This is a genomic window from Chitinophaga sp. (assembly GCF_017745275.1).
In the GTDB taxonomy this organism is placed as follows: Bacteria; Bacteroidota; Bacteroidia; order Chitinophagales; family Chitinophagaceae; genus Chitinophaga.
Genome location: NZ_JAGHZS010000007.1, coordinates 459,576 through 481,348 on the forward strand (window position 1 = coordinate 459,576; position 21,773 = coordinate 481,348).

The following is a 21,773-nucleotide window of genomic DNA, read 5'->3' on the forward strand; positions in this document are numbered from 1 at the left end:
GATGCTGTTTATCTGTCAACGTAAGTAGCAAATTGTTCCGGTGTACCCATTACATTCCAGTATTCGGCCAGGGCCAGGTAGTAGCCCATTACGGCGGTATAATAGATCTTCTGCATTTCTTCTTCCTGTAAAAGCGCGTCATTGACATCTTTCACGGACGACAACTGATTCTGCATCCGGTCGGTGACCAGTGTGGTGGTCACCCGTGCCTGTTGCCGGGCACTGTCGAGAGAAGCCACATCATTTTGCAGGGCCTTCATTTTGTTCATAGCTACACGCAGTCGTAGTTCCAGCGAAGTTTTAGTATTAGCGGCCGCCATCTGCGCTTCTTCCACCAGCATTTTGGAAGCTTTGGTACGCTTATACTTTTGTAATCCGTCGAAGAGGTTCCACTGCATTTCCACGCCAACGAGCCATGGAGGAATCGTTACCGGCAAATCTTTTTGGTAAAGGTTTAAACTGCCTATGGCAAATATATTGGGTAATGCCAGTGAGCGGGAAGCTTTCAGGGCTACATTCGCCAGGTCTGTTTTATTTTCCACCAAACGGTAGGCAGGATTATTGGTGAGTTGCGTTATCTGTCCTTCGCCGGCAACGGGTTTCAGCTCATACTGCAGGGTATCCTCAATGATGATGGGCGTTTCCAGCGGCTGGCCCAGGAGGTTGTTCAGTTCCAGCAGGGCATTTTCTTTTTCCAATCCGAGGTTACTATAACGGCTGGTAGCTTGTATATAGGCTACCCTGGCCCAATTGAGCAGATAAGGAGGCAATATCTGGTTATCTTTCAGGGAGGTGGCGTAGTCGCGGTTTTTCTTAAATGCCGCTACAATCACTTCCTCATGTGCCATCATGGTGTTAAGATAAAGGATACGGATATACTGAGCGCCGATCGCGAAGTAGAGTCCTTTTTCCACCACCTGCTGATTGAATTGGCCACCCACTACCTGGGTACGTGCCAACTGCTGCGCGGCAGCAATTTTTCCGCCGAGGTAAATGGGTTGTCGCAACGCCAGTGCAGCGGTAAAGTAAGATTGTTTGGAGAGTTCGGGATTATAGTCCGGGTAAAAGGTATTGATAATTCCTTTCGTACCATTATAGATAACATCCTTTACACTTTGGGGAAGCGGCTGACCGGTGATTTGCTGGAACACGGCGTTGGCGGTATTTACACTTTGGGCAGACGATCCGTTGACTACACCATCTTTTACCTGTTGCAGGTTTATCTCCAGTGGCTTACCCAAGTAATTATATCCGGCCAGGAGATCCAGCTTCGGGTAATAACTGCTGTTCTCTGCCTGTAGATTATATTGTCTCGCCTGTAAAGAGCGTTGGGCCTGCTGGATGAGGGTATTCCCGTTCTTTGCGAGTTCATAACATTGTTTTAAAGTCAGCTGTTGTCCGTTCTGTTGCGCCCTCACATGTAATACAGTCAATAACGGTATTAAAAGCAGGTAATATCTCATACGGTTTTCTTTTCATCAGGAAGGCCATGCCGGGCTTCAACACCTCCAAACAATATTTCATGAATAATGTTTGAAGTATTTGAAAAAAATTATACATAATTTGATAATAAAGTACTTACCTGAAAATCGCTATCTTTAACAACTGCCACAAATAGTACATCAATTACGACAATTGGTCCATTTTAGCCCTGCTGCTATCTACCGATATTTGTGGTATCAAAGCATTAAACAATAAGAAAGAATACTTGTTAAGATATAGCCCTGCAGCGGCTTACGCAGCAACAAGCATTTTATTGATTCATTTAAAACTACATTTACTTATGGCAAAACAACAATGGGTAGTCGACCTTAGTCACAGTGAACTTGGATTCAAAATCCGCCACCTGATGATCACTAATGTCAGCGGAAAATTTCTCGATTTCACGGTGGATGCAGAAACCGAAGAAGATGACTTCATGACGGCAAAGGTGAAAGCAACCGTAGATGTAGATTCTATTTCTACCGGTAGCCAGGATCGCGATAAGCATCTCCGTTCCCCGGACTTCTTCGACGTTAATACCTATCGGAACATCACGTTTGTAGCTACCAAATATGAGAATATAGACAATGATGGTTCTTATGAATTACACGGTGATCTCACCATTCGTGATGTTACCAAAAACATTAAACTTTCTGTAGAATTCGGTGGTGTGGTAAAAGACCCATGGGGTAATACCAAGGCTGGTTTTACGATCAATGGTAAAATTAACCGTAAAGATTTTGGACTCACCTGGAATGCTGCTACAGAAACAGGCGGCGTAATGGTAAGTGACGAAGTGAAAATAAACGGCGAAGTGCAGTTGATTAAAAAATAGCTTTTAGCCATTAGCTTTTAGCTTTTAGTAAATATAGCGGGATCAACATATTTTAATCTGCGCTGCATTTACTAAAAGCTAAAAGCTGGCAGCTAAAACCTCAAAAAGGAGTAACTATGAACGACATAACAGGTATCCATCATGTGACGGCCATTGCAGGCAACGCTAAGAAGAATTATGATTTTTATACCCGGGTAATGGGGTTACGTTTTGTAAAGAAAACGGTCAACTTTGATGATCCGCATACTTATCATTTTTATTATGGAGATGAAACGGGTACACCTGGTACTATCCTCACATTTTTCCCCTGGCAGGATATTATGACGGGCCGTAGAGGCACGCATATGGCCACCGAAGTGGGTTATTCCATTCCCGAGGGCAGTATTGATTTCTGGCTGAAAAGATTTGAAAAAGAGAATATCATCTATAATAAACCTTCTGCCAAATTCGGCGACATTTACCTGACCTTTATTGATCCTGACGGGTTAAAAGTGGAGTTAACAGTCCCCGAAAAAGCAGATAACAGGCAGCCCTGGGTCACCAACGAAGTAACAGAAGCAAATGCCACCCGTGGCTTTCACCATGTTACCCTTACTTTGGAAGACATACAGCCTACGGCTGATTTACTGGTATCTGTGTTTGGATATCAACTGGAAAAAAATCACACCAATCGTTACCGGTTTGCCAGTCCTGCCGGTGACACCGCCAACTATATAGACCTGGTAGAAGCCAAGGGCGAGCCTCGTGGTCACGTAGCTGGTGGCAGTGTACATCATATTGCCTTCCGCATGAAAGATGATGCTATGCAAATGCATTATCGGCAACTGCTGGAAGACCGTGGCTTAAACGTCACGCCACAACTGGATCGCAAATACTTCCGTTCCGTATATTTCCGGGAACCGGGTGGCGTTTTATTTGAACTGGCTACCGATACCCCGGGATTTACCGTAGATGAGCCGGCGGCAGAACTGGGGACACACCTGATGTTGCCGGAACAATATGAAGCGCAGCGGGAAGAGATTGTACAAAAACTGATAAAACTGGACTGATATGGACTTCAGGCCGATGCAATATGTATACCAGCCGGTTGACAACGGCGCCGCCTATACGCTGTTACTGTTACACGGTACCGGCGGAGATGAGCGTGATTTGTTGCCACTGGCAGGATCGCTGGGAAGAGGATTCAACATACTGAGTTTAAGAGGCAATGTGGAAGAACAGGGCATGCCACGTTTCTTTCGTCGTTTAGCCATGGGGGTATTTGATGAAAAAGACGTGCATTTCCGCACCCATGAAATGGTTCATTTTCTCAAAGGCCTGTCTGCTATTAAGGGTTTCGACATCAATAAACTGATTGCAGTAGGGTACTCCAACGGCGCTAATATTGCCGGCGCCACGCTGATGCTGTACCCCGAATTGCTGGCAGGTGCGGTGTTGTTCCGTCCCATGCAGCCACTCAGTGGCCTGGAAGACTCTTTCGAAACGCAGCGGCAATCGCCTGTATTTATGAGTTCCGGCGCGCAGGACAGTACGGTCAACCCGGCTGCTACCGCGGCATACGCCTCCCTCTTAAGTGCTAATGGATTTGATGTAAGTACCTATACCGTTAATACGGGGCATAACCTGGTTCAACAGGACATTACGCTGGCAGCGGAATGGATGCACCATCATTTCAGTAAATAATACACATGGATCAGGAAGTAAAAGTAAGTTTATCAGGTCATCCCTACCAGGTATCCATCAGTACAAGAGACCACCGCTGGCTGGCAGATGAGCCGGAAGAAGTAGGTGGCGGCGATACCGGACCACAACCCGGAGAGCTGTTATTGAGCAGTCTTGCCGCCTGTACAGCGATCACTGTAAAAATGTACGCCAATCGAAAGAAATGGCCAGTGGAAAACATCGAAGTAGAGTTGCGTTATAACAGCGCCGCCAAACCAGATCCGCTGACTACTGTCATAGATATGGAAGTTTATTTTGCAGGGGACTTAACGGAAGAGCAGCGGGCGAGGTTGTTACAGATAGCTCACTCCTGCCCTGTTCACAAAGTTCTGACCAACCCTATCATAGTGAATACAAAAGCTGTTTAAACCATGAAAGACATCACCAAACACTACACCAACGGAGAAGTGACCATTGTATGGAAGCCAAATGTCTGTATCCATTCAGAAGTGTGCTTTCATGGTCTTCCTGCGGTATTCAATCCCAATCAAAAGCCGTGGATTCAGGCAGATGCCGCCACCACGGAGCAGATTGTGGCACAGGTAAAGCAATGCCCTTCCGGTGCACTCACCTATTTCATGAACGCCGATGTGGCGGCGGAAGGCGGCGTAGAACCAAACATCACAGCTGAAAGCATCGTGGAACCAACGCCTAACGGGCCGTTGCTGGTGTATGGAAATATTGTTGTACGGGATGCCAATGGCAAAGAAACCCATAAGAATAAGGTGACCGCTTTTTGCCGCTGTGGCGCCTCGTCCAACAAACCCTACTGTGACGGTACACATACAAAAATCAAATTTTCTGACAAGTCCTGAGCTACTGCAAAGGAGCTGTTCCGTACATCACCCATTTAAGCTACAACTTTATGGAATTGAACATTCAAAACAATACCACCAAACATCAGTTTGAAACGGTGGTAGATGGCCATACGGCGTTGATTGCCTACACCTTATTCCCTGGCGGCATTGCTTATGTACATACAGAAGTTCCGCCAGAACTGGAAGGCAAAGGCATTGCGGGACAAATGGCCAAATATGTACTGGAGTATGCACGGGAAAAACACCTGAAGGTGAAACCATACTGTCCGTACGTGAATGCCTATATGAAAAGGCATCCGGAGTATAATGATTTGCTGTAAGGCAGAAAGTATAAAGCTGAAAGCCAAAAAGCTATTGTAGCGATTATCAACATGGATAATCATTCGCTACAATAGCTTTTTGCTTTATGCCCATTCAATTTCGTAAATTCATCTAATAAAAAACTATCTCTATGGAACTGGTAAAATTCATTCAGCAGCCCTGGCACTGGTCCGTGTCCGGGCTATTGATAGGTCTAACAGTGCCGGTACTACTAATACTTGGCAATAAGGCCTTTGGCATTTCTTCTTCACTGCGGCATATCTGCGCTGCCTGTTTCCCGGCAAACATTTCCTTCTTCCAATACGACTGGAAAAAGGAATCCTGGAACCTGTTTTTTGCAGCAGGTATTTTACTGGGCGGTTTCCTGGCAGCACATTACCTGCAAGATGGCCAGGATATACAGGTGGCAGCGGCTACGCAGCAACGACTGGCTACTTATGGCGTACATGATTACAGTGCTTTGCTGCCATCAGAAATATTTAGCTGGTCCAACCTGTTTACCTGGAAAGGCTTGATCTTTTTTGTATTCGGTGGCTTCCTGATTGGCTTTGGCACCCGCTATGCCGGTGGTTGTACGTCGGGGCATTCTATTATGGGATTGTCTAATCTTCAATGGCCTTCGCTGGTAGCTACCTGCTGCTTTATGGCCGGCGGTTTCTTTAGTGCCAATGTATTGATCCCTTATCTCTTTAAATGCTTTCAATAATTATGAAAAACATTAAATTTCTGATAGCAGGTATTTTCTTTGGTATAGTGCTGGTAAAAGCACAGGTGATTAGCTGGTTCCGTATACAGGAAATGTTCCAGCTCACTTCTTTTCATATGTACGGTGTAATTGGTACTGCGGTGGTTACCGGTATTATTTCGTTGCAAGTGATCAAACGGTTTCATGTAAAAACAATTGCCGGCGAACCCATCAGCGTCGCACCCAAAACATTCAACAAGGGACAAATCTTCGGTGGACTGATATTCGGACTGGGGTGGGCCATTACCGGTGCATGTCCGGGACCTTTGTTTGCACAGATTGGTTCTGGCTTTACCGTAGTAGGCGTTACTTTACTCAGCGCCATTGCAGGTACATGGGTATATGGCGCGCTGAAGCCCCGCCTTCCTCATTAAAAAAAAGCTTCAAGGAGCTGGCCCTTGAAGCTATGATTGCAATTCCCATGATTCACAAAGAATCTGTTATGTTATTTTTTCAAACTGGCTTGAATGGCTTTAGCGGAATCCAGGTGCGCTTTTAAAGTAGGTAAAGTATTACGTGCCCATGTTTTCAGGTCATCGTCCGTTACATTGTCGGATGCCTTTTCAAATTCGCTCACTACTTTTTCATGTCCATCTACCATCATATCGATGTAGTGTTTATCAAAGTCTTTCCCCGTTTTCTTCGCCATGTCGTCCATGTGTTTTTTATCTTCTGTTGATAATTCTGCAGGAAGTGTGATGTTCTTCTTTTGAGCCAATGCTTTTAGTTCATCGCCTGCTTTGGTGTGATCATTTACCATCATGGTGGCAAAAGATTTCACTTGCGGATTTTGTGCTTTCTCCTGCGCCAATTTTCCGGCTTCCACTTCATGCATACCGGCATTGGCCGCATCCACTGCAAATTGCGATGATTTCTCATCTACTGGTTTTGTTGCCTGGTTAATGTCCTGAGCACTGTCTACCGGTTTTTCATTTTGTGGATTCCTCGCATTGTTGCCGCAGGATTGCGTCATCCAAACGGCTAAAAATGTTGCTGACAAGATTACTAACTTCTTCATTGTGTATTGTTTTGGGTTGGTAATACGTGTGTCTGTTTTATACCAACCAACTTTGCAAAAACGGTACCCGGAAAAAAGCAGGCTCACGGAAACACAATACCAGACTGACATACAAAGAAGCCACGCAACATTAGCGAACACAAAATATTGTAGATGGTTTTCCCCACAGCGCGAAAAAAAACTGGTGACGCCGCTTGCATTTTACTGCAAGCGACGTCACCAGTTTATCTGAAAAAAATAATTATTTGGATTGCGACAACGAATAGATCACCACGATAACAAGAATAATTATCAGTATTAATCCTGCAATCTTGATCCAGCTATATGGCCGATCTCCGGTTACTTCACCGGTGCAGGCATTCACCACAAAATGATATAGTTTGCCATTATAGCGATAAGCACTGATCCAAACAGGGAGTAACAGGTATTTCAAGCCCAGGTTATTGTATTCCACATCATAGCTATCAATGCTTTGTTCATCTCCCCCAATATCATCCCTGATTTCATCGCAAATAACGGGATCCATTCTTCTCTTGGCCACTACCAGGGCTTGTTCCGCATTAGTCTGATAAATTTCAGCACGGAAACCACTCAGGTAGCGTCCATCATATTTCTTCAACTGATCCAGCAACCACGGTTCCAGGATTTCCGCCATTTTTAGTGGCAGCGAAGGACTGGCTGATACCAATACATCCCGGAAGCTGTTATTTACCCTCCCTGAAGTTGGATACCATGCGGTATGTCTCACTTGCCTGGTACGGGTTTCAGTTCTTCCGTTTACTTCTTCTGTATAGGTTTCTGTGGTGTAATAATATTCGCCGCGTTGCCCGGAATATTCGGTATAAGTATCCGTATCATAGCTCCAGTGCGGAATATATACGCCCTTTAATTGCTGCGAGGAGCCGTCTTTTACTTTCTTAACCATGTCTGATGGTGCAAACCAGAGTTTGCTCATCCAGGTTCTGAAATATTGCACGGCCTCACTGTCTTTCACCACGAAGGGCAGCACATAATGCGGCTGAAGAATGGCGGTTGTTTGAGCGGTATCTACTACCAGCGGAGACGCACAGAATGGACAGGAATCGGCTGTTACATTGGGCAGCATGGTAGTGGATGCACCGCAGCCGGTACACTTTACCACTACTGCCTCCTGCGTTGTTTCAGTATGATTTTTTTGTTCTGCAATAAATTGCGCATAGTCTACCGGCTGAATGGATGCTGGTAGTGTGGCTTCTTCTATCTGATTTACTGTGCCACAATATTCACATTTCAGGCTGTTGGTTCCTGGGGCATAGTGCAGTATGGCTCCGCAGTTCTGGCATTTTAGTGAATTGACCGTCTCACTTGTTTTCTCCTCAAATGACATAGGAATATTTTGGGAGCGGCTGTAACCATGGCCAGTAGGCTTTTTATGACATTGGCTACAGCCGCTTTTTTAGTTTTATGGTAATGGTGGTGGCACGGTAGCTAATACCGGGGCCAGTTCTGGAACGGTACCTGCGGCAGACCAGGCGGCCATACCGGTTTTCCATACCAGTGTTTGTGCATTCAGATTACCTGCAGCAGCAAGTTGGCGCAGTTGATCCTGGTCAAAAGGACCGCTTTGTTTTCCGTCTACAGCCACATAGAAAGGAGCGGCGGTCGGCAAAGGAGGTGGTGCGCCACCGCCTGCGTTAGGCTGCTGATTATTGTTTTGGAAGATGTTACCTACCTGTCCCATCATTGCTGCGCCCATGCCGGCACCTAATCCTGCTGCAGCAAGTCCGCCGCCGGAAGGATTTTCGGCTGCCTTTTCCATGGCATTGGCGGCCTGGAACTGGGAATATGCTCCCAGGTTGCCCACGATGCCAATGCTGCTGCGCTTATCCAGTGCAGCTTCCACTTCAGGCGGCAACGAAATATTTTCTATGAGGAATTTGGTCAGTTCCAATCCCAGTTCATTGAACTCTGATCCAATTTTACCGGTAATCTGGGTGGATACTTCTTCATAGTTGGCAGCCAGGTCCAGTACAGGAATTTTGGCTTCTGCAATGGCTTCCATACCGCGGGATACCGCCAGGTTGCGCAGTTGCTCGTTAATGCCTTCTACCGTGAACTCCGGGTTGGTAGCGGCTACTTCTTTCAGGAAGGAACCGGCATCCTTTACGCGGAATGCGTAGCTACCAAAAGCGCGAAGGCGCAATGGTCCAAATTCCGCATCACGGAGCATCACCGGGTTCTTCGTTCCCCATTTCTGGTTAGTGAACTGCCGCATGCTCACAAAGAACACATCAGCTTTAAAAGGGCTGTTGAAGCCATATTTCCATCCCTGTAATGTACTCAGTACAGGCATATTTTGTGTAGTCAGTGTGTACATGCCGGGTTGAAATACATCGGCAATCTTACCTTCATTCATAAAAACAGCCACCTGTGATTCACGCACAGTAAGCTTGGCATTCATTTTTATTTCATTCTGGTAACGGGGAAACTTCCACACAATGGTGTCTGTGGACGGGTCTGTCCACTCAATAATGTCAATAAATTCGTTCCTGAGCTTATCAAAAATTCCCATAGTAACAGGTTTTATACGCTGCCAATTTAAAGAATTATTTACTTGAAAAGCTATATCCGGATAGTTATAATTTCGCCAAACTTTATTTCACGGCCACTTTTAGCCATTTTTCCAGGAGTCCGGGCCAGGCATCTGCAGCAGGGTTTCCCGGGCGTAATCCGTACCCATGGCCTCCTTTCGGATAAAAATGTAATTCCACCGCAGCTTTGGCGTCTCGCAGGGCACCCGCCATTACCAGGGCGCTGTTGCCAAAAAAATCATCCGCAGTGCCGAAAATGAACATGGGAGGCGTTTGACTGGTTGGCTTTAGTTCCGGTGTCAACGTCCGGTTACTTCCGTTATCAAGATAAGCAGGATATATCAGCACTCCGAAAGCAGGACGGGCAGAGAGGCTATCAGCTTTATCGAATGGCGTATAGGTTTGAACGTTATATAGCGTAGCTGCTCTTGCGGTCAGGCTACCACCGGCTGAAAAACCAAGCATGCCAATCTTATCAGGTTGTACATTCCATTCGGCGGCGCGACTGCGCACCACACGCATAGCACGTTGGGCATCCTGTAAAGCACCGGCTTCTTTTTTAGGTACACGATATTGAAGTACAAAAGCGGTATAGCCGAGTTTATTAAACCAGGCAGCTATTTCGTATCCTTCCAGGTTAATCGCCAGGATGCTATAGCCTCCACCGGGACAAATCACTACACCCATGCCGTTGTTATTGGCGGCTGGTGCCGGAAATACTTCCAGCAGCGGATCGGTAACATCTGTTAAACGTGTGATATTATTACTTCCATCAGGCGTTACTTTGGCCGCCTGTTTCGCCGCAGGTTCTTCCGGCACGGTACCTGGCCACAGGTGAATGGTTTGTTGCTGGGCACTAATAGCGGTAGTCATTCCTATCATTGTAAGTAAAATACAAAGTTGTTTCATTAATGGAATTTAGTGTTAAAAAGACAAATATAATAAATACAATGGGCAGATACAAGGACAGCTTCCTTAACAGGAAGCTGTGTTACTCGTCTGACCACCAGGCATACAGATCCCGGAGATATTCTTTGATAAACCGTTATTTATTGCTAACACTTAAAACGGGACAGCTCCCTGAAGAGGAAGCTGTGGCGCCAATATAACCAACAGGATATGCAGTACCTGAAGGTATCCTTGCTTATGAAATTGAGTGCTAACCGTCTTAAATAATTTATATCGCTTCTATTACTATTGTCAATGTCCGCACGGTATTGTCATCTGCCATTTTACCGGTGGCGGTAATGGTTACTTTGGTATCGCTGTTTTTTACGGATTTGAAAGTACCGGTGAAATCTTCCATGGTAAATCCTTCCAGGGTACCGTCATCCTTTAATTTCCACGTATAGGTTCTGGTTTGGTTGGTACCAGGACATTTGTCGGCGCCCTCATCTTCCACTGCCGAACCATCTGCTTTAAAAATGGTGAAATTATCTTTTACACAAGCCGGCATGATGGCGTATAAATCGGTTATGGTACCACCCTGGCCATCATCAAAACCCGGGGTGACTGTCATTGCTTTTGTCTGCCATTTTTTGCCAACGAGGTAAGAGGTGGTTATACCGCCATCAGGCTTATTCTCATCTTTGTGTTTTCTGCATTGCGTAAAAAACAGCACGCTCATCATGGCAACAAGGAATAAAGGGGCATCACCCACAAAACGCTTAAATACTTTTTTCATACTTTAAAATTAATGTGAAACAAAAGGGGTTAATGAGTGCAAAGCTATTATGCTGCAGGGTTTCACATCTCAGTAGAAGTACTTAATCTAAAAATTAGGTAGTGGTTGGGAGGAGGATATTTTACACCACGCCGGGGCGACGTGGTGCAAAAATAGGAATATTATTTTACGCATTGCTGCCAGGCTTCCGCCATTAGTTGAGCACCGGCCACACTGGGATGTACACCGTCTCCAGTCCAGTATGCTCCAGGCGCCGACTGCAGCGCTTTATCAAAAATGGATTGATATGGAATGAAAGTGGCCTCGTATTTATCTGCGATAGCGCGTGCTGCTGCACGATATTCGTCAAATGCAGGATACCACTTATCATCCACCGACTTTACATCCCTCACTGCAAAAGGCTCCCCGATAATCAGTTGTACATCCGGCAAAGCGGCCCTGGTACGAGACAGCAGCTTATCGTAATCATCCCTGTAAGTTTGGATAGTGCCTTTGTAATTGTTATTCAGTGTATGCCAGTAATCGTTCACGCCCACCAGGATACTGAGTACATCCGGCTTGATAGCCAGACAATCTACATCCCAGCGGTCGGCCAACTGAAATACTTTGTTACCACTGATGCCTTTGTTATAAATCTTCAGGTGCTTACCGGCATGTTTGAGTAACAGTCCTGATGCCGCCATCAATGCATAGCCACTACCCAACGCAGCGCTGCTATTGGCTTCCTCATGGTCTCTTTTACGACCGGCATCGGTGATGGAATCGCCCTGGAACAATACGATACCTTCTTTTTTGAGTGTTATCTTTTTTGTTTTTTCTGCAGCAACAGCGGCGGATACAATACCAGGAATACTGATGGCAGCAAGGCTTCCCAGCGATACATTCCTGAGAAAGTTACGACGGTTAGATGAATTCATAACGGGCATGGATTAAGTGACGATGACGGTATACTCCGTAATCAGGCGCTTAAACTATAAAAAAGATTTCACATTTTTCAGACAAAAGCGCTAAACCCGGTGATGGCCCTTCCCACAATCAGGGAATTGATTTCTTTCGTGCCTTCGTAAGAATAAATAGCTTCTGCATCGGCAACAAAACGCGCTACGTTATATTCCAGCAGGATGCCGTTGCCTCCCATCACTTCACGGGCGCGGCTTACCACATCACGGGTACGCAGGGTACAAAACACTTTAGCCAGTGAGGCATGTTCATCCTTTAACTGGCCGGCATCCTGTATTTCGGACAACCTGTATACCATGGTTTGCATGGCTGTCAGGTTGGATAACATTTCTACCAGGTGTCCCTGTATTAACTGGAAGGAAGCGATCGGTTTGCCAAATTGCTCACGGGTACGGGTATACGCCAGCGCGTTTTCATATGCTCCGCGGGCGCAGCCTACGGCTTCCCAGGCAACACCTGCCCGCGTCATTTGCAGTACTTTTGCGGTATCCCTAAAGGAGTTGGCATTTTGCAAACGGTCAGTCTCTGCAATGTGACAATCGGTTAAGGTAATCAGCCCGTTTTGTACAATGCGCAGGGCCATTTTATCATGGATCTTTTCCACACTGAAGCCAGGCGTATCTTTTCTCAGCAGGAAACCTTTCACCTGGTTATCATCCACATCCCGGGCCCATATTACGATCACGTCAGCAAAGGTAGCATTGCCTATCCATTTCTTCTGGCCATTTAATACCCAGGTATCCCCTGTACGTTTAGCCGTGGTTGTTAGTCCGCCGGCAGTACCGGAGCCTACTTCTGGTTCGGTTAAGCCAAATGCGCCAATAAGGTTTAGCTGCTGCATGCCCGGTAACCATTCCTGCTTCTGTGCTTCCGATCCCAGCATATAAATAGATCCCATGGCCAGTCCGCTTTGCACGCCAAAGAAAGTGGCAATAGAAGCGTCTACCCTGGCCATTTCCATGGCAATAATCCCCTCCATCAGAAACGAGCGGTTAGGACAGCCGTAGCCTTCATAAGTAACGCCACAAATATTGAGTTCCCTGAACTTCGAAATGATTTCAAACGGGAAAGTGGCTTTTAGCCAGTGCTCATTTACCAGCGGTTGTATTTCCTTTTCCATGAATGCCCGCACTTTCAACTGCAGCGCCCGGTCGTCTGCATTGAGCTTGCTGCCGAGGTCGTAAAAGTCGCCCTCAATCGGAGGCAGTGCTTTTTTGGCACCACGACTGGTCAGCATTTTCATCAGGCCATTCAGTTGGGTGTCGTCCATCTGTGCTACTGAGGCCATTACCCTGGGGAGGTCTACTTTTTCAGAGAGTTTGGCGAGCATATTGAAATCGATGCTCTTTAACAGGTGGTAGGCGTTTTTCAGTTTGGAAAAGGTTCCGGACATATTGCATGGTTTTGTATAAAAATACGGATTCACACGGATTTTGTCTTTTCCCGGATTATGCTGATGCTACTGATTTTTTTGTTTTTGGCAGCGGTAAAAAGGAGATGGATTACCAGCCATTACAATAGATTGCAAAAGATACAACAACAATATCATGATTAGTTAAAATGATACCGGCATAAAAAAAGGGTTGCACAGAACAGCATGCAACCCCCTGGTTTTAAAAACACAACTAAAAAAAGAGCATTGCTACAAAAATATATACATGGCTGTTATACCTGATGACGCAAAAAAAAGCTCATCCCCCTATCCTTCTTCAGAAAAAAAAATCTATAAAAAGGTGATAAATTACTACTGCTTAATTGGTTATTCTTTTCAAAAAGATAGTTACTTTCGCAAGGATCATTTCATATATATTAAAATATCGTGAAGGTTAATGCTTACATCACCTTCTTACCAGGCATATAAAGAATTATTTCATTCACAGTATAATGACTTATGTAACTATGCCTATAGTTTTCTGAAAGACGATGCGGCTGCAGAAGATGTGGTACAGGAAACGTTTATCAGGCTCTGGGAAAAACATCAGAACCTGATCGGTATACCCAATATAAAAGCGTACCTTTTCAGGGCGGTGCGTAATAATTCTATTTCCGCATTACGCAAGCTGGGCACCGAAGAAGCAGGTAACAAAGGGTTTGAATGGATTAGTGACAGCATGGAGGACCCGGATGCCAGGGAGATAGAAAATGCCAGGCCTTATTACGAGCAACTGATCTATGAGGCCGTTGCCAACTTACCGCCACAATGCCGTGAAGTATTTACCTGTTGCAGGATCAATGGGATGACTCACCAACAGGCAGCAACCAAACTTGGCCTTTCCGCCAAAACGGTCGAAAACTATATGGGCCGGGCACTTAAATTACTGCGGAAATACCTGTTGCAATATGGTTTACCAGTCAGTATTCTTTTTTTATTAAAAATATTGACGCCCTGATAGAGGGTTGTCACACTAACGAGCGTTATCTGATTAGAGCACACTGTAATGTAACTTATGGAGCATTTAGACACCTACCTATATGAACTTATAGCTAAAAAGCTTGCTGGTCATTGTACCGACGCAGAATCTGCCGAATTACAAAAATGGCTGGATGCCTCTCCTGAAAACCAGGCGGAGTTTAATGCTTTGAGCACCATCTGGAAGGATAGTTCCAAAGCCGCCGGCACTTCGCGACAATACAATACTACGGCTGCCTGGAACAAAACCAGCCAGGCCATTCAACCTCCTGTTTCCCGGATTAAAACACTCTATACCAAATACGCTGCCGCAGCAGCTATCATATTACTTTTAACAGGAGGAGCATGGTGGCTGGAAAGTCGCTCTTCCCTGAAAAAACATGAACTGGCCGCTAACGACGGTAAAATAAAAAGCCTGGAATTACCTGATAAATCTACAGTAACCCTGCGTCAGGGCGCCCGTATCCGGTATATCAACGGCTATCATCACGATCAGCGCGTGGTGGAACTGGAAGGAGAAGCATTTTTCGAAATCGCCAATGATCCCGGACACCCCTTCCTCGTAAAAACACCTAATCAATCGGTGATAGAAGTATTGGGTACCTCTTTTACTGTGCAAACGGGGAAAGACAGTACCGCTGTCATCGTTGCTTCCGGGCGCGTAAAGCTTGGCGTAGAAGGTGATACAACAGCCCTCATCCTGGGCAGCGGACAAAAAGGAACCTGGGGCAATGGCCAGTTATACGCCGGTAATAATAAAAATTTAAATTTTATTGCCTGGAAAACCGGCATTTTGCAATTTAATGATGAATCATTGCTTGAAATATTGCCACAATTAGCCGACTTTTACGCAAAAGAAATCAGGATTGACGATCAATACCGTGAAATAGCCTCGCAGCAAAAAGCTACGATCACCTTCCGGAATCAGTCCTGTGATGATGTTTTGCATGAATTACAACTATTGCTTGGGTTTAAATACCAACAAAACGGCGATACCATCGTCATTAGCCAGTAATTTTAGTCGTTTTTTATACCTCCTGAGTTTTGTTTTATTGTTCTGTGCTACTTCCCTACAGGCACAGAACAATGAAAGTGATTTGCTGCAACAAGCCTATACACCCCCTTCCCGGCAAGGTACCATCCTTTTTTTCATACAGCACATTCAAAAAAGTACCGGGATCAACATATCTTACAGCTCCAGCTTTCTGCACCTAAATAAAAAAGTACAGTTAAATGGAACAGAACATACTACCGGCGCCATTTTAAACACCATTTTACAGGGAACCGGTATCCAGGCAGCGGCGTTAAATGGCAAAATATTCCTGCTGCGCGAAAACTCCCAGACACAATATTACACCATCAGTGGCTTTGTAAAAGAAGCCAGCAGCAATGAACTGATCATCAATGCTTCGGTATATGACCCTGTTACCCGCAAAGGCACGGAAACCAATGCATTCGGTTTCTATAGCCTGCAGGTACCGGATTCCTGCCAGGGTGTTGTGTTTTCCCATGTAGGCTACCAGCCTGCGTTTCAACATCTCCCTCCGCCCGACGAAGGACAGCTGGACATACACCTGGAGCCCCGCAGTACACTGCAAACCGTGGTGGTAAAAGGAGAACATGAAGACGTAGCCTCCCAGCAAAGCTATATCAACATGCCCGTGGGCTATGTATCCGGCTTTCCCGCCTTGCTGGGAGAAAAGGATGTATTGAAATCCCTGCAACTGTACCCTGGTACCAGCAGCTCCCTGGAAAGTAGCGCCAACCTACTGATCAGGGGCGGTGGCGCTGACCAGAACCTTTACCTGCTGGACGGCGTTCCGCTTTATCATACCGGTCACCTGTTTGGGCTCTTTTCTATTTTCAATGGCGATGCCATAAAAGATGTATCACTGTATAAAGATGCCTTCCCGGCACGTTATGGCGGCCGCCTGTCGTCTGTGGTAGACATCCGTACCAGAGACGGAGACATGAAAAACTGGCACGGCAGCTTTAAACTCAGCCCCGTGTCCGGCAATATATTACTGGAAGGTCCTATCGTAAAAGATAAAAGCTCCGCCTCCCTGTCGCTTCGCCGCTCACTGGTAGATATCCTGTATGGTAGCAGGTATCTTTCTGACTACGGCAAATATTATCTCTATGACGTTAACTTCAAACTGAACCAGGTCATTAATGACAGGAACCGGTTGTACATCAGTTTCTATAAAGGACAGGACAAAATGTTCATCCAGAGTACGAACCCTGTAATACAACTGTTCGACGATTACAATTTTGACTGGAGTAATATTACTGCCGCAGCGAAATGGACACGGGTGGTTAGTCCGAAAATATTCACCAATACCATTGCCACCTACAGCCGTTTTTATAATGTATTCACACAAAACTCCATTATCCCTCTCTCCTTTTTCGACTCGTTATTTGTAAAAGGTAAAGGTGTTTCCAGGGTGCGGGACGTGGCGATTAAAAACGAAACGGAATACAACGTGAGCAACTGGCAACATATTTCTTTCGGAGGCAGTTATACTTATCACAACTTTGCACCGACCGCCTATCATAACAATATTTCCGCCGGAGAAGCCATGCAGCGAAAGGCGCCCATTTATTACATGTCGGAATTTTCCGCTTATGGCGAGGATGAACTGAGTTTATTAAACGACCGGCTGGTGATCCGACCCGGTCTACACCTTGGGGCGCTGGCGCAAAAAACGTCCTTCTACACCAGCTTACAACCACGCTTAATGGTGCGGTGGCAATTGCCAAAATCCCAATACATACAATTGTCGTTTGCAAAAATGACGCAGTTTGTACACCAACTGACCACCCCCGTCATTAACTTACCCACTGATTTGTGGGTACCCAGCACGGAAAATATCAAACCTGAACATGCCTTTTCATATGGCCTGGCCTATCAGCGTCAATGGCAGGGCAATTGGCGATTCAATGTAAACCTGTATTATAAGCAACTCAAAAATATTGTGACTACCAACACGGTACTGAATATCTTTGATAACTCGGACTTGTGGGAGAAAAAAGTAATTGCCGGCAATGGCTATAACTACGGCAGTGAACTGTTGCTGGAAAAAACACAGGGACGATTCACCGGGATCTTTTCCTATTCGCTTTCCTGGGCATGGCGGCAGTTTGACCGGATAAACGGTGGAAAGATGTACCCCTATAAAGAAGACCGGAGACATAATATTTCACTGGCGCTTAAATACCAGTTTAATCCCAAGTGGACAGTTTCTGCTACTTATAAATTTGCGTCTGGCGCTCCTTTTACCCTGCCAGTGCAAATATTCCCCGACTTCGACTGGAGCCGGAATATCAAAGGATACCTGGATGAGCGCTATTCCCCCTTCTCTACCAGCCAGGTTAACTATCTCCCATATATAGCCCGCCTGAATAACTACCGCTTAAACCCGGTACATCACCTGGATATAGGTACTACGCTGCTCCTGGGAGGAGAAAAGCGTTTTCAGCATGTCATTTCAGGGGGCATTTACAACATCTATAATCGTAGTAATCCATTTATTGTCAGCTTTGACCAATTTTCTTATTTTGCTTTTGATGACATATACCCGTTACAGTTATACCAATACAGTTTGTTCCGGGCATTACCTTATCTGAGTTATACTTTCAAATTTTAATCATGAAGTACCTGTTGCCATTATTGTTGTTGGTGAGTATGATACTTCCGGGATGCGAGCAGGAACTTCCATTGCCGCATGTCAAAGCTGCTCCCCGTGGTGTTGTTTACGCTGAACTGGTTGCCAATGGTACCCCGGAAGTGCGTGTGGGCAAAAGTAAACCGGTATCGGGACCATTTCTCGACAACAGCTTTCAGTTGGTAGAAAATGCCAAAGTGCAGCTCCTGGACAAGAACGGACAACAACTGGAAATACTGTCATATGTAAAGGATACCTCCAATGTGATGGGGCTTTATACCGGTAAAACCAAGCTGGATGCGGGTAAAAATTATAAACTGCAGGTAGATATCCCTACACTGAAACCTATTACTGCCATGGCTACAATTCCGCCTCCCTTCCGGGTGGAGCTGCTGGATACTCTCCGGTCGCTGTTGAATGGCCGCCCGGTATTACGCTTTCACTTTACCGTATATCCGTTGCCGGGAGTAAAACAGTATTTGGTGATGGAAGCCTTGAAGCAAACGGTTGACGTAGATACCTCGTTTACCTACCAGGGCGTAAGGTATCGCAAAAGCGAACAGCCCGACCTCTATGAGTTGGCCAAAAACCTCCCCGGCGCTGCGATAAAGAAAGACAGTTTCTATATGAACGACTACCTCCGTATCCCTTGCTATACACAGGATGAGAATGCGGATAATAACCAGGTAGGTGGACTCAATGAGAACTATAACAGTATCCTTTTTACGCAAACCGGTAAACCACTCACCACCTATTTCTATATCAATGCTACCGCCCTTAGTACCAACCCGGCTGAAGCCATTGCTCCTGTGGGAAGAGTGCTGGTATATGTAAAATCCGTTTCAAGAGAGTATTATGATTTCCTGCTTACCTACGAAAAAGTGAAGCGTAACCCAGGGCTTAACAGCCTTATACAGGCCATACAATTGCGAAGCAATACCCAGGGAGGATTGGGTGTAGTAGGTGGCAGTTACCAGAAGGTGTATTATCTTTACTATGATAAGTTATAAATAAGCAGAAAGCAGAAAGCATAAAGCATAAAGCTATTTGAGCGAATGATTGGAGCGTATAAGTATTCGCTTTGATCATTCGCTCAATAGCTTTATGCTTTTTGCTTTATGCTTTCTGCTTATATTATTTCACTTCATAAACATTGTCTCTTTTATTAATATCCGCTACCCAGGTACTACCCAGTATTACTTTTTTTATTTTTTGGGGAGATGAAAATGCGAGTGATACTGTTTTATTTCCTTTCTCCCAGGCCGCTATGCTCCGGTGGATTTTAGTGGTGGTATTGTCGTTGAAGACAACAGTAACATCAATAGGCACGGGTTTGTTACCTATAGAACGAATTTCTATGAGTGCCTGTTTTCCCTTCTGCGTTACTTTGCTGATGCCCAGATCAGGATAGCCATTATCGAAGAACCAGCTTTTCCAGAACCAGTCCATATTTCTGCCTGCACCGGTATTCATGCAATAGAAGAAGTCGTAAGGCTGCGGATGCTTTCCATGCCACTGGGCGATATAGTGATGCAGGGCTTTGAGAAAAAGACTATCTCCCAGCATATCTTTTACATACAGGTACCCCAAAGCGGGTTTAGGATAAGAATTTGTGACGTAGGCTTCCGTAGTTTGATTGGAAGGTGTCATGATTGGCAGATCAGCGGCCTTACCGGCGATAAAGTTGTAGGGGGCCATGCCATAGTCATCTACAATAGTGCTGTCTATACACGGCGAAATAATCCATTCTCCAATAGTGGCCCACCCTTCGTCCATCCAGGCGTATAGTGTTTCGTTGGTACCCATATAAAAGGGGAAGATGGTATGAAATATTTCATGGTCAGTGAGCTCAATAGCCTGGGCTTTATCAGCCAGTGGATTATCGTTCACCATCATGGGATATTCCATCTGGTCGAGGCCATCGAACACCGTTTCATGGTTATACGGATAGGGCCATTTAGGGAAGTAGTGGCTTATTTTATCTACCGTAACGCGGGCATAATGTATCACATCAAAGAAATCGGCGTGGGCCGCATTAAAAGCAACGTCTACGCGGGTACGTCTTTTCGTGGAGGCATCAACTTCCACGCTGGTGGCGTTCCACAGGTAGTGATTGCTCACAGCAAAGGCGAAGTCAGTGACATTGGCAGCTTCATAGCGCCAGGTCTGGCTGTTTTTATTCCGGGAGATGTTACCCTCGCGGATATCATTGCTATCTATCACCGCTATGATGTCGTTGCTTTTTTCAGCGGTAGCAATGCGTTGTACATATTTATCGTTATATACTTCGCTGGTATTTTTAAGATCCCCGGTAGCCCACACCTGGTAATTGCCTGGTACGGTGATGGCTACACGAAAATCGCTGAAATCGTTATAAAACTCCTGGGTACCGATATAAGGAATCATATCCCAACCGTTAACATCATCATATACCGCGATGCGTGGGAAAAAGTAGGCGATGAAATAAGCGCCGCTGTCTACCGCTCCTGTTCTGATATGGGTGTTTTCACTGAGTGTATAGGAAAAGTCCAGGTCGAAACGGGCGGTTTGTCCGGGATACAAGGCGGGGATGCTCATTGGCATATTGGTACCGCGGGGAACACCGGGCATAGGTTTATCTGTGCCATTCACCTTCATATTTTTGATAACGACACCATCGGTGAGGTCATCCGGGGCAACGCCCATACTTCTGACAGCACCCTTTTGAAAGAGGTTGGAAAACAGCTTTATGTTAACCATGTTCAGCGTATCGGGACTATTGTTGGTATAACTGATTTGTTCGGTGCCTGATACCAGGTTGTTTGTGGGGTCGAAGGAGACGCGGATATCGTAGGCAGCTTTATTCTGCCAGTACTTGCTTCCAGGGGCACCACTATACGATCTGGTTTGCTGGTCATATGCTTTCCTGGTGCTCAGCGGCATATATAATGGGGTTTGCGCGAAGGTTTGTTGCGCCATTAGCAGCAACAAAAAAATACAATATTTTCTCATAAACTCAATAAAAGCAATCTCTTCAAATGTAGGGAATAAGTATGAAAGTGCGCGACAGATATGAGCGTTGGCTAGAAGAGCTGCCGGGTGGTATCAGCCGGAACTTTCAGGGAGTCGGTTACCACGTGCCCGCTGTCGGCCGGAACGGCGGTGCTGTCGTTGCCGTGACTGTCTTTACCAGGCATAGGAATAGTGGGCCCGGTATGACGTCGTTTAGCGGTATAGCCAGATACGCTGCCCCGTTGCTGCATATCTTTCATTGTTTTTTTATCAAAGAGATATTTGGGATGTTTCTCCGGCCGTAGTCCCCGGTCAAATTGTGCCTCTGCTCCTATAGCGGGGGCAGTATAAACCTTTTGGGAAGAATGACAAGCCAGGAGTACAACACAGGCTGCCGGTACCAGGTACTTCATGCAAATAAGTATGAGCGTGAGTATAGGCAAGGGAAAGGGGACACCGATATAACGTAGCGGAAGAGGTTTTATTATGATGAATATCCGATGAAGGCAGATGTCTGCCGTTCTATTTTGAAATTCAAGGCCCCTGTATTAT

The 21,773-nt window shown here is 45.7% G+C and carries 22 protein-coding genes; 12 read left to right on the forward strand and 10 right to left on the reverse strand.

The features are described from left to right. Window positions 1–8 precede the first annotated feature (8 nt). Window positions 9–1,463 carry a TolC family protein gene (locus J7623_RS21390; protein ID WP_291924208.1) on the reverse strand — a complete coding sequence of 485 codons (1,455 nt, stop codon included), beginning with the start codon at window positions 1,461–1,463 and terminating at the stop codon, window positions 9–11. Between the two features lie 320 nt (window positions 1,464–1,783). Between J7623_RS21390 and J7623_RS21395 the strand changes: the two genes are divergently transcribed. From J7623_RS21395 to J7623_RS21430, 8 genes are all read left to right on the forward strand, one after another. Then, window positions 1,784–2,317, forward strand: a complete 534-nt coding sequence (locus tag J7623_RS21395; protein WP_291924209.1) for a YceI family protein — start codon at window positions 1,784–1,786, stop codon at window positions 2,315–2,317. Window positions 2,318–2,433: 116 nt separating this feature from the next. Next, window positions 2,434–3,366, forward strand: coding sequence for a ring-cleaving dioxygenase (locus tag J7623_RS21400; protein WP_291924211.1), 933 nt, complete (start codon window positions 2,434–2,436; stop codon window positions 3,364–3,366). A gap of 1 nt (window position 3,367) precedes the next feature. Then, window positions 3,368–4,000 (forward strand): alpha/beta hydrolase, encoded by a 633-nt coding sequence (locus J7623_RS21405; protein WP_291924213.1) that lies wholly within the window; start codon window positions 3,368–3,370, stop codon window positions 3,998–4,000. 5 nt (window positions 4,001–4,005) lie between these two features. Then, window positions 4,006–4,407, forward strand: a complete 402-nt coding sequence (locus J7623_RS21410) for an OsmC family protein (RefSeq protein WP_291924215.1) — start codon at window positions 4,006–4,008, stop codon at window positions 4,405–4,407. A 3-nt stretch (window positions 4,408–4,410) separates the two neighbouring features. Continuing rightward, entirely contained in the window at window positions 4,411–4,854 is a 444-nt protein-coding gene (locus J7623_RS21415; RefSeq protein WP_291924216.1) for a (4Fe-4S)-binding protein, read from the forward strand. Between the two features lie 50 nt (window positions 4,855–4,904). Beyond that, on the forward strand, window positions 4,905–5,177 hold the full coding sequence (locus tag J7623_RS21420; protein WP_291924218.1) for a GNAT family N-acetyltransferase: 273 nt from the start codon (window positions 4,905–4,907) through the stop codon (window positions 5,175–5,177). A 131-nt stretch (window positions 5,178–5,308) separates the two neighbouring features. Then, entirely contained in the window at window positions 5,309–5,884 is a 576-nt protein-coding gene (locus J7623_RS21425) for a YeeE/YedE thiosulfate transporter family protein (RefSeq protein ID WP_291924219.1), read from the forward strand. A gap of 2 nt (window positions 5,885–5,886) precedes the next feature. Further along, the gene (locus tag J7623_RS21430) at window positions 5,887–6,297 is read left to right on the forward strand and encodes a DUF6691 family protein (protein ID WP_291924221.1); all 411 of its coding nucleotides are present in this window, start codon (window positions 5,887–5,889) and stop codon (window positions 6,295–6,297) included. A 71-nt stretch (window positions 6,298–6,368) separates the two neighbouring features. Here the strand turns inward: J7623_RS21430 and J7623_RS21435 are convergent, their stop codons facing one another. From J7623_RS21435 to J7623_RS21465, 7 genes are all read right to left on the reverse strand, one after another. Further along, complete coding sequence (locus tag J7623_RS21435; RefSeq protein WP_291924223.1) at window positions 6,369–6,941, reverse strand: DUF4142 domain-containing protein; 573 nt, start codon at window positions 6,939–6,941, stop codon at window positions 6,369–6,371. Window positions 6,942–7,182: 241 nt separating this feature from the next. Next, the gene (locus tag J7623_RS21440) at window positions 7,183–8,307 is read right to left on the reverse strand and encodes a hypothetical protein (protein WP_291924225.1); all 1,125 of its coding nucleotides are present in this window, start codon (window positions 8,305–8,307) and stop codon (window positions 7,183–7,185) included. 75 nt (window positions 8,308–8,382) lie between these two features. Then, complete coding sequence (locus tag J7623_RS21445) at window positions 8,383–9,492, reverse strand: SPFH domain-containing protein (RefSeq protein WP_291924227.1); 1,110 nt, start codon at window positions 9,490–9,492, stop codon at window positions 8,383–8,385. Between the two features lie 82 nt (window positions 9,493–9,574). Continuing rightward, window positions 9,575–10,420, reverse strand: coding sequence for an alpha/beta hydrolase (locus tag J7623_RS21450; RefSeq protein WP_291924228.1), 846 nt, complete (start codon window positions 10,418–10,420; stop codon window positions 9,575–9,577). 268 nt (window positions 10,421–10,688) lie between these two features. Continuing rightward, window positions 10,689–11,195 (reverse strand): hypothetical protein, encoded by a 507-nt coding sequence (locus J7623_RS21455; protein WP_291924230.1) that lies wholly within the window; start codon window positions 11,193–11,195, stop codon window positions 10,689–10,691. Between the two features lie 161 nt (window positions 11,196–11,356). Beyond that, window positions 11,357–12,112 carry an SGNH/GDSL hydrolase family protein gene (locus J7623_RS21460; protein ID WP_291924232.1) on the reverse strand — a complete coding sequence of 252 codons (756 nt, stop codon included), beginning with the start codon at window positions 12,110–12,112 and terminating at the stop codon, window positions 11,357–11,359. A 77-nt stretch (window positions 12,113–12,189) separates the two neighbouring features. After that, window positions 12,190–13,548, reverse strand: a complete 1,359-nt coding sequence (locus J7623_RS21465; RefSeq protein ID WP_291924233.1) for an acyl-CoA dehydrogenase family protein — start codon at window positions 13,546–13,548, stop codon at window positions 12,190–12,192. A gap of 436 nt (window positions 13,549–13,984) precedes the next feature. Here J7623_RS21465 and J7623_RS21470 point away from each other — a divergent pair, with 436 nt between their 5' ends. The 4 genes from J7623_RS21470 to J7623_RS21485 are packed head-to-tail and all read left to right on the forward strand — an operon-like array spanning window position 13,985 to window position 19,240. Beyond that, window positions 13,985–14,545, forward strand: a complete 561-nt coding sequence (locus J7623_RS21470; RefSeq protein ID WP_291924234.1) for an RNA polymerase sigma-70 factor — start codon at window positions 13,985–13,987, stop codon at window positions 14,543–14,545. Between the two features lie 57 nt (window positions 14,546–14,602). Continuing rightward, complete coding sequence (locus J7623_RS21475; protein WP_291924235.1) at window positions 14,603–15,580, forward strand: FecR domain-containing protein; 978 nt, start codon at window positions 14,603–14,605, stop codon at window positions 15,578–15,580. After that, window positions 15,531–18,212 (forward strand): TonB-dependent receptor, encoded by a 2,682-nt coding sequence (locus J7623_RS21480; RefSeq protein ID WP_291924237.1) that lies wholly within the window; start codon window positions 15,531–15,533, stop codon window positions 18,210–18,212. The genes J7623_RS21475 and J7623_RS21480 overlap by 50 nt, the downstream gene beginning before the upstream one ends. Before the next feature lie 2 nt (window positions 18,213–18,214). Then, window positions 18,215–19,240 carry a DUF4249 family protein gene (locus J7623_RS21485; protein ID WP_291924240.1) on the forward strand — a complete coding sequence of 342 codons (1,026 nt, stop codon included), beginning with the start codon at window positions 18,215–18,217 and terminating at the stop codon, window positions 19,238–19,240. Window positions 19,241–19,364: 124 nt separating this feature from the next. Here J7623_RS21485 and J7623_RS21490 read toward each other — a convergent pair whose 3' ends face one another. Together J7623_RS21490 and J7623_RS21495 are read right to left on the reverse strand one after the other, a co-directional pair. Further along, window positions 19,365–21,221, reverse strand: coding sequence for a M1 family metallopeptidase (locus J7623_RS21490; RefSeq protein ID WP_291924242.1), 1,857 nt, complete (start codon window positions 21,219–21,221; stop codon window positions 19,365–19,367). 71 nt (window positions 21,222–21,292) lie between these two features. Continuing rightward, on the reverse strand, window positions 21,293–21,634 hold the full coding sequence (locus J7623_RS21495) for a hypothetical protein (protein WP_291924244.1): 342 nt from the start codon (window positions 21,632–21,634) through the stop codon (window positions 21,293–21,295). Window positions 21,635–21,773 lie beyond the last annotated feature (139 nt).

Bases quoted from the DNA above. Each gene is read 5' to 3' on its own strand.
- J7623_RS21490 (WP_291924242.1), bottom strand. From the start codon at position 21,221: ATGAGAAAATATTGTATTTTTTTGTTGCTGCTAATGGCGCAACAAACC.
- J7623_RS21460 (WP_291924232.1), bottom strand. From the start codon at position 12,112: ATGAATTCATCTAACCGTCGTAACTTTCTCAGGAATGTATCGCTGGGA.
- J7623_RS21420 (WP_291924218.1), top strand. From the start codon at position 4,905: ATGGAATTGAACATTCAAAACAATACCACCAAACATCAGTTTGAAACG.
- J7623_RS21440 (WP_291924225.1), bottom strand. From the start codon at position 8,307: ATGTCATTTGAGGAGAAAACAAGTGAGACGGTCAATTCACTAAAATGC.
- J7623_RS21430 (WP_291924221.1), top strand. From the start codon at position 5,887: ATGAAAAACATTAAATTTCTGATAGCAGGTATTTTCTTTGGTATAGTG.
- J7623_RS21415 (WP_291924216.1), top strand. From the start codon at position 4,411: ATGAAAGACATCACCAAACACTACACCAACGGAGAAGTGACCATTGTA.
- J7623_RS21390 (WP_291924208.1), bottom strand. From the start codon at position 1,463: ATGAGATATTACCTGCTTTTAATACCGTTATTGACTGTATTACATGTG.
- J7623_RS21400 (WP_291924211.1), top strand. From the start codon at position 2,434: ATGAACGACATAACAGGTATCCATCATGTGACGGCCATTGCAGGCAAC.
- J7623_RS21410 (WP_291924215.1), top strand. From the start codon at position 4,006: ATGGATCAGGAAGTAAAAGTAAGTTTATCAGGTCATCCCTACCAGGTA.
- J7623_RS21435 (WP_291924223.1), bottom strand. From the start codon at position 6,941: ATGAAGAAGTTAGTAATCTTGTCAGCAACATTTTTAGCCGTTTGGATG.
- J7623_RS21470 (WP_291924234.1), top strand. From the start codon at position 13,985: ATGCTTACATCACCTTCTTACCAGGCATATAAAGAATTATTTCATTCA.
- J7623_RS21455 (WP_291924230.1), bottom strand. From the start codon at position 11,195: ATGAAAAAAGTATTTAAGCGTTTTGTGGGTGATGCCCCTTTATTCCTT.
- J7623_RS21495 (WP_291924244.1), bottom strand. From the start codon at position 21,634: ATGAAGTACCTGGTACCGGCAGCCTGTGTTGTACTCCTGGCTTGTCAT.
- J7623_RS21445 (WP_291924227.1), bottom strand. From the start codon at position 9,492: ATGGGAATTTTTGATAAGCTCAGGAACGAATTTATTGACATTATTGAG.
- J7623_RS21425 (WP_291924219.1), top strand. From the start codon at position 5,309: ATGGAACTGGTAAAATTCATTCAGCAGCCCTGGCACTGGTCCGTGTCC.
- J7623_RS21395 (WP_291924209.1), top strand. From the start codon at position 1,784: ATGGCAAAACAACAATGGGTAGTCGACCTTAGTCACAGTGAACTTGGA.
- J7623_RS21485 (WP_291924240.1), top strand. From the start codon at position 18,215: ATGAAGTACCTGTTGCCATTATTGTTGTTGGTGAGTATGATACTTCCG.
- J7623_RS21465 (WP_291924233.1), bottom strand. From the start codon at position 13,548: ATGTCCGGAACCTTTTCCAAACTGAAAAACGCCTACCACCTGTTAAAG.
- J7623_RS21450 (WP_291924228.1), bottom strand. From the start codon at position 10,420: ATGAAACAACTTTGTATTTTACTTACAATGATAGGAATGACTACCGCT.
- J7623_RS21405 (WP_291924213.1), top strand. From the start codon at position 3,368: ATGGACTTCAGGCCGATGCAATATGTATACCAGCCGGTTGACAACGGC.
- J7623_RS21475 (WP_291924235.1), top strand. From the start codon at position 14,603: ATGGAGCATTTAGACACCTACCTATATGAACTTATAGCTAAAAAGCTT.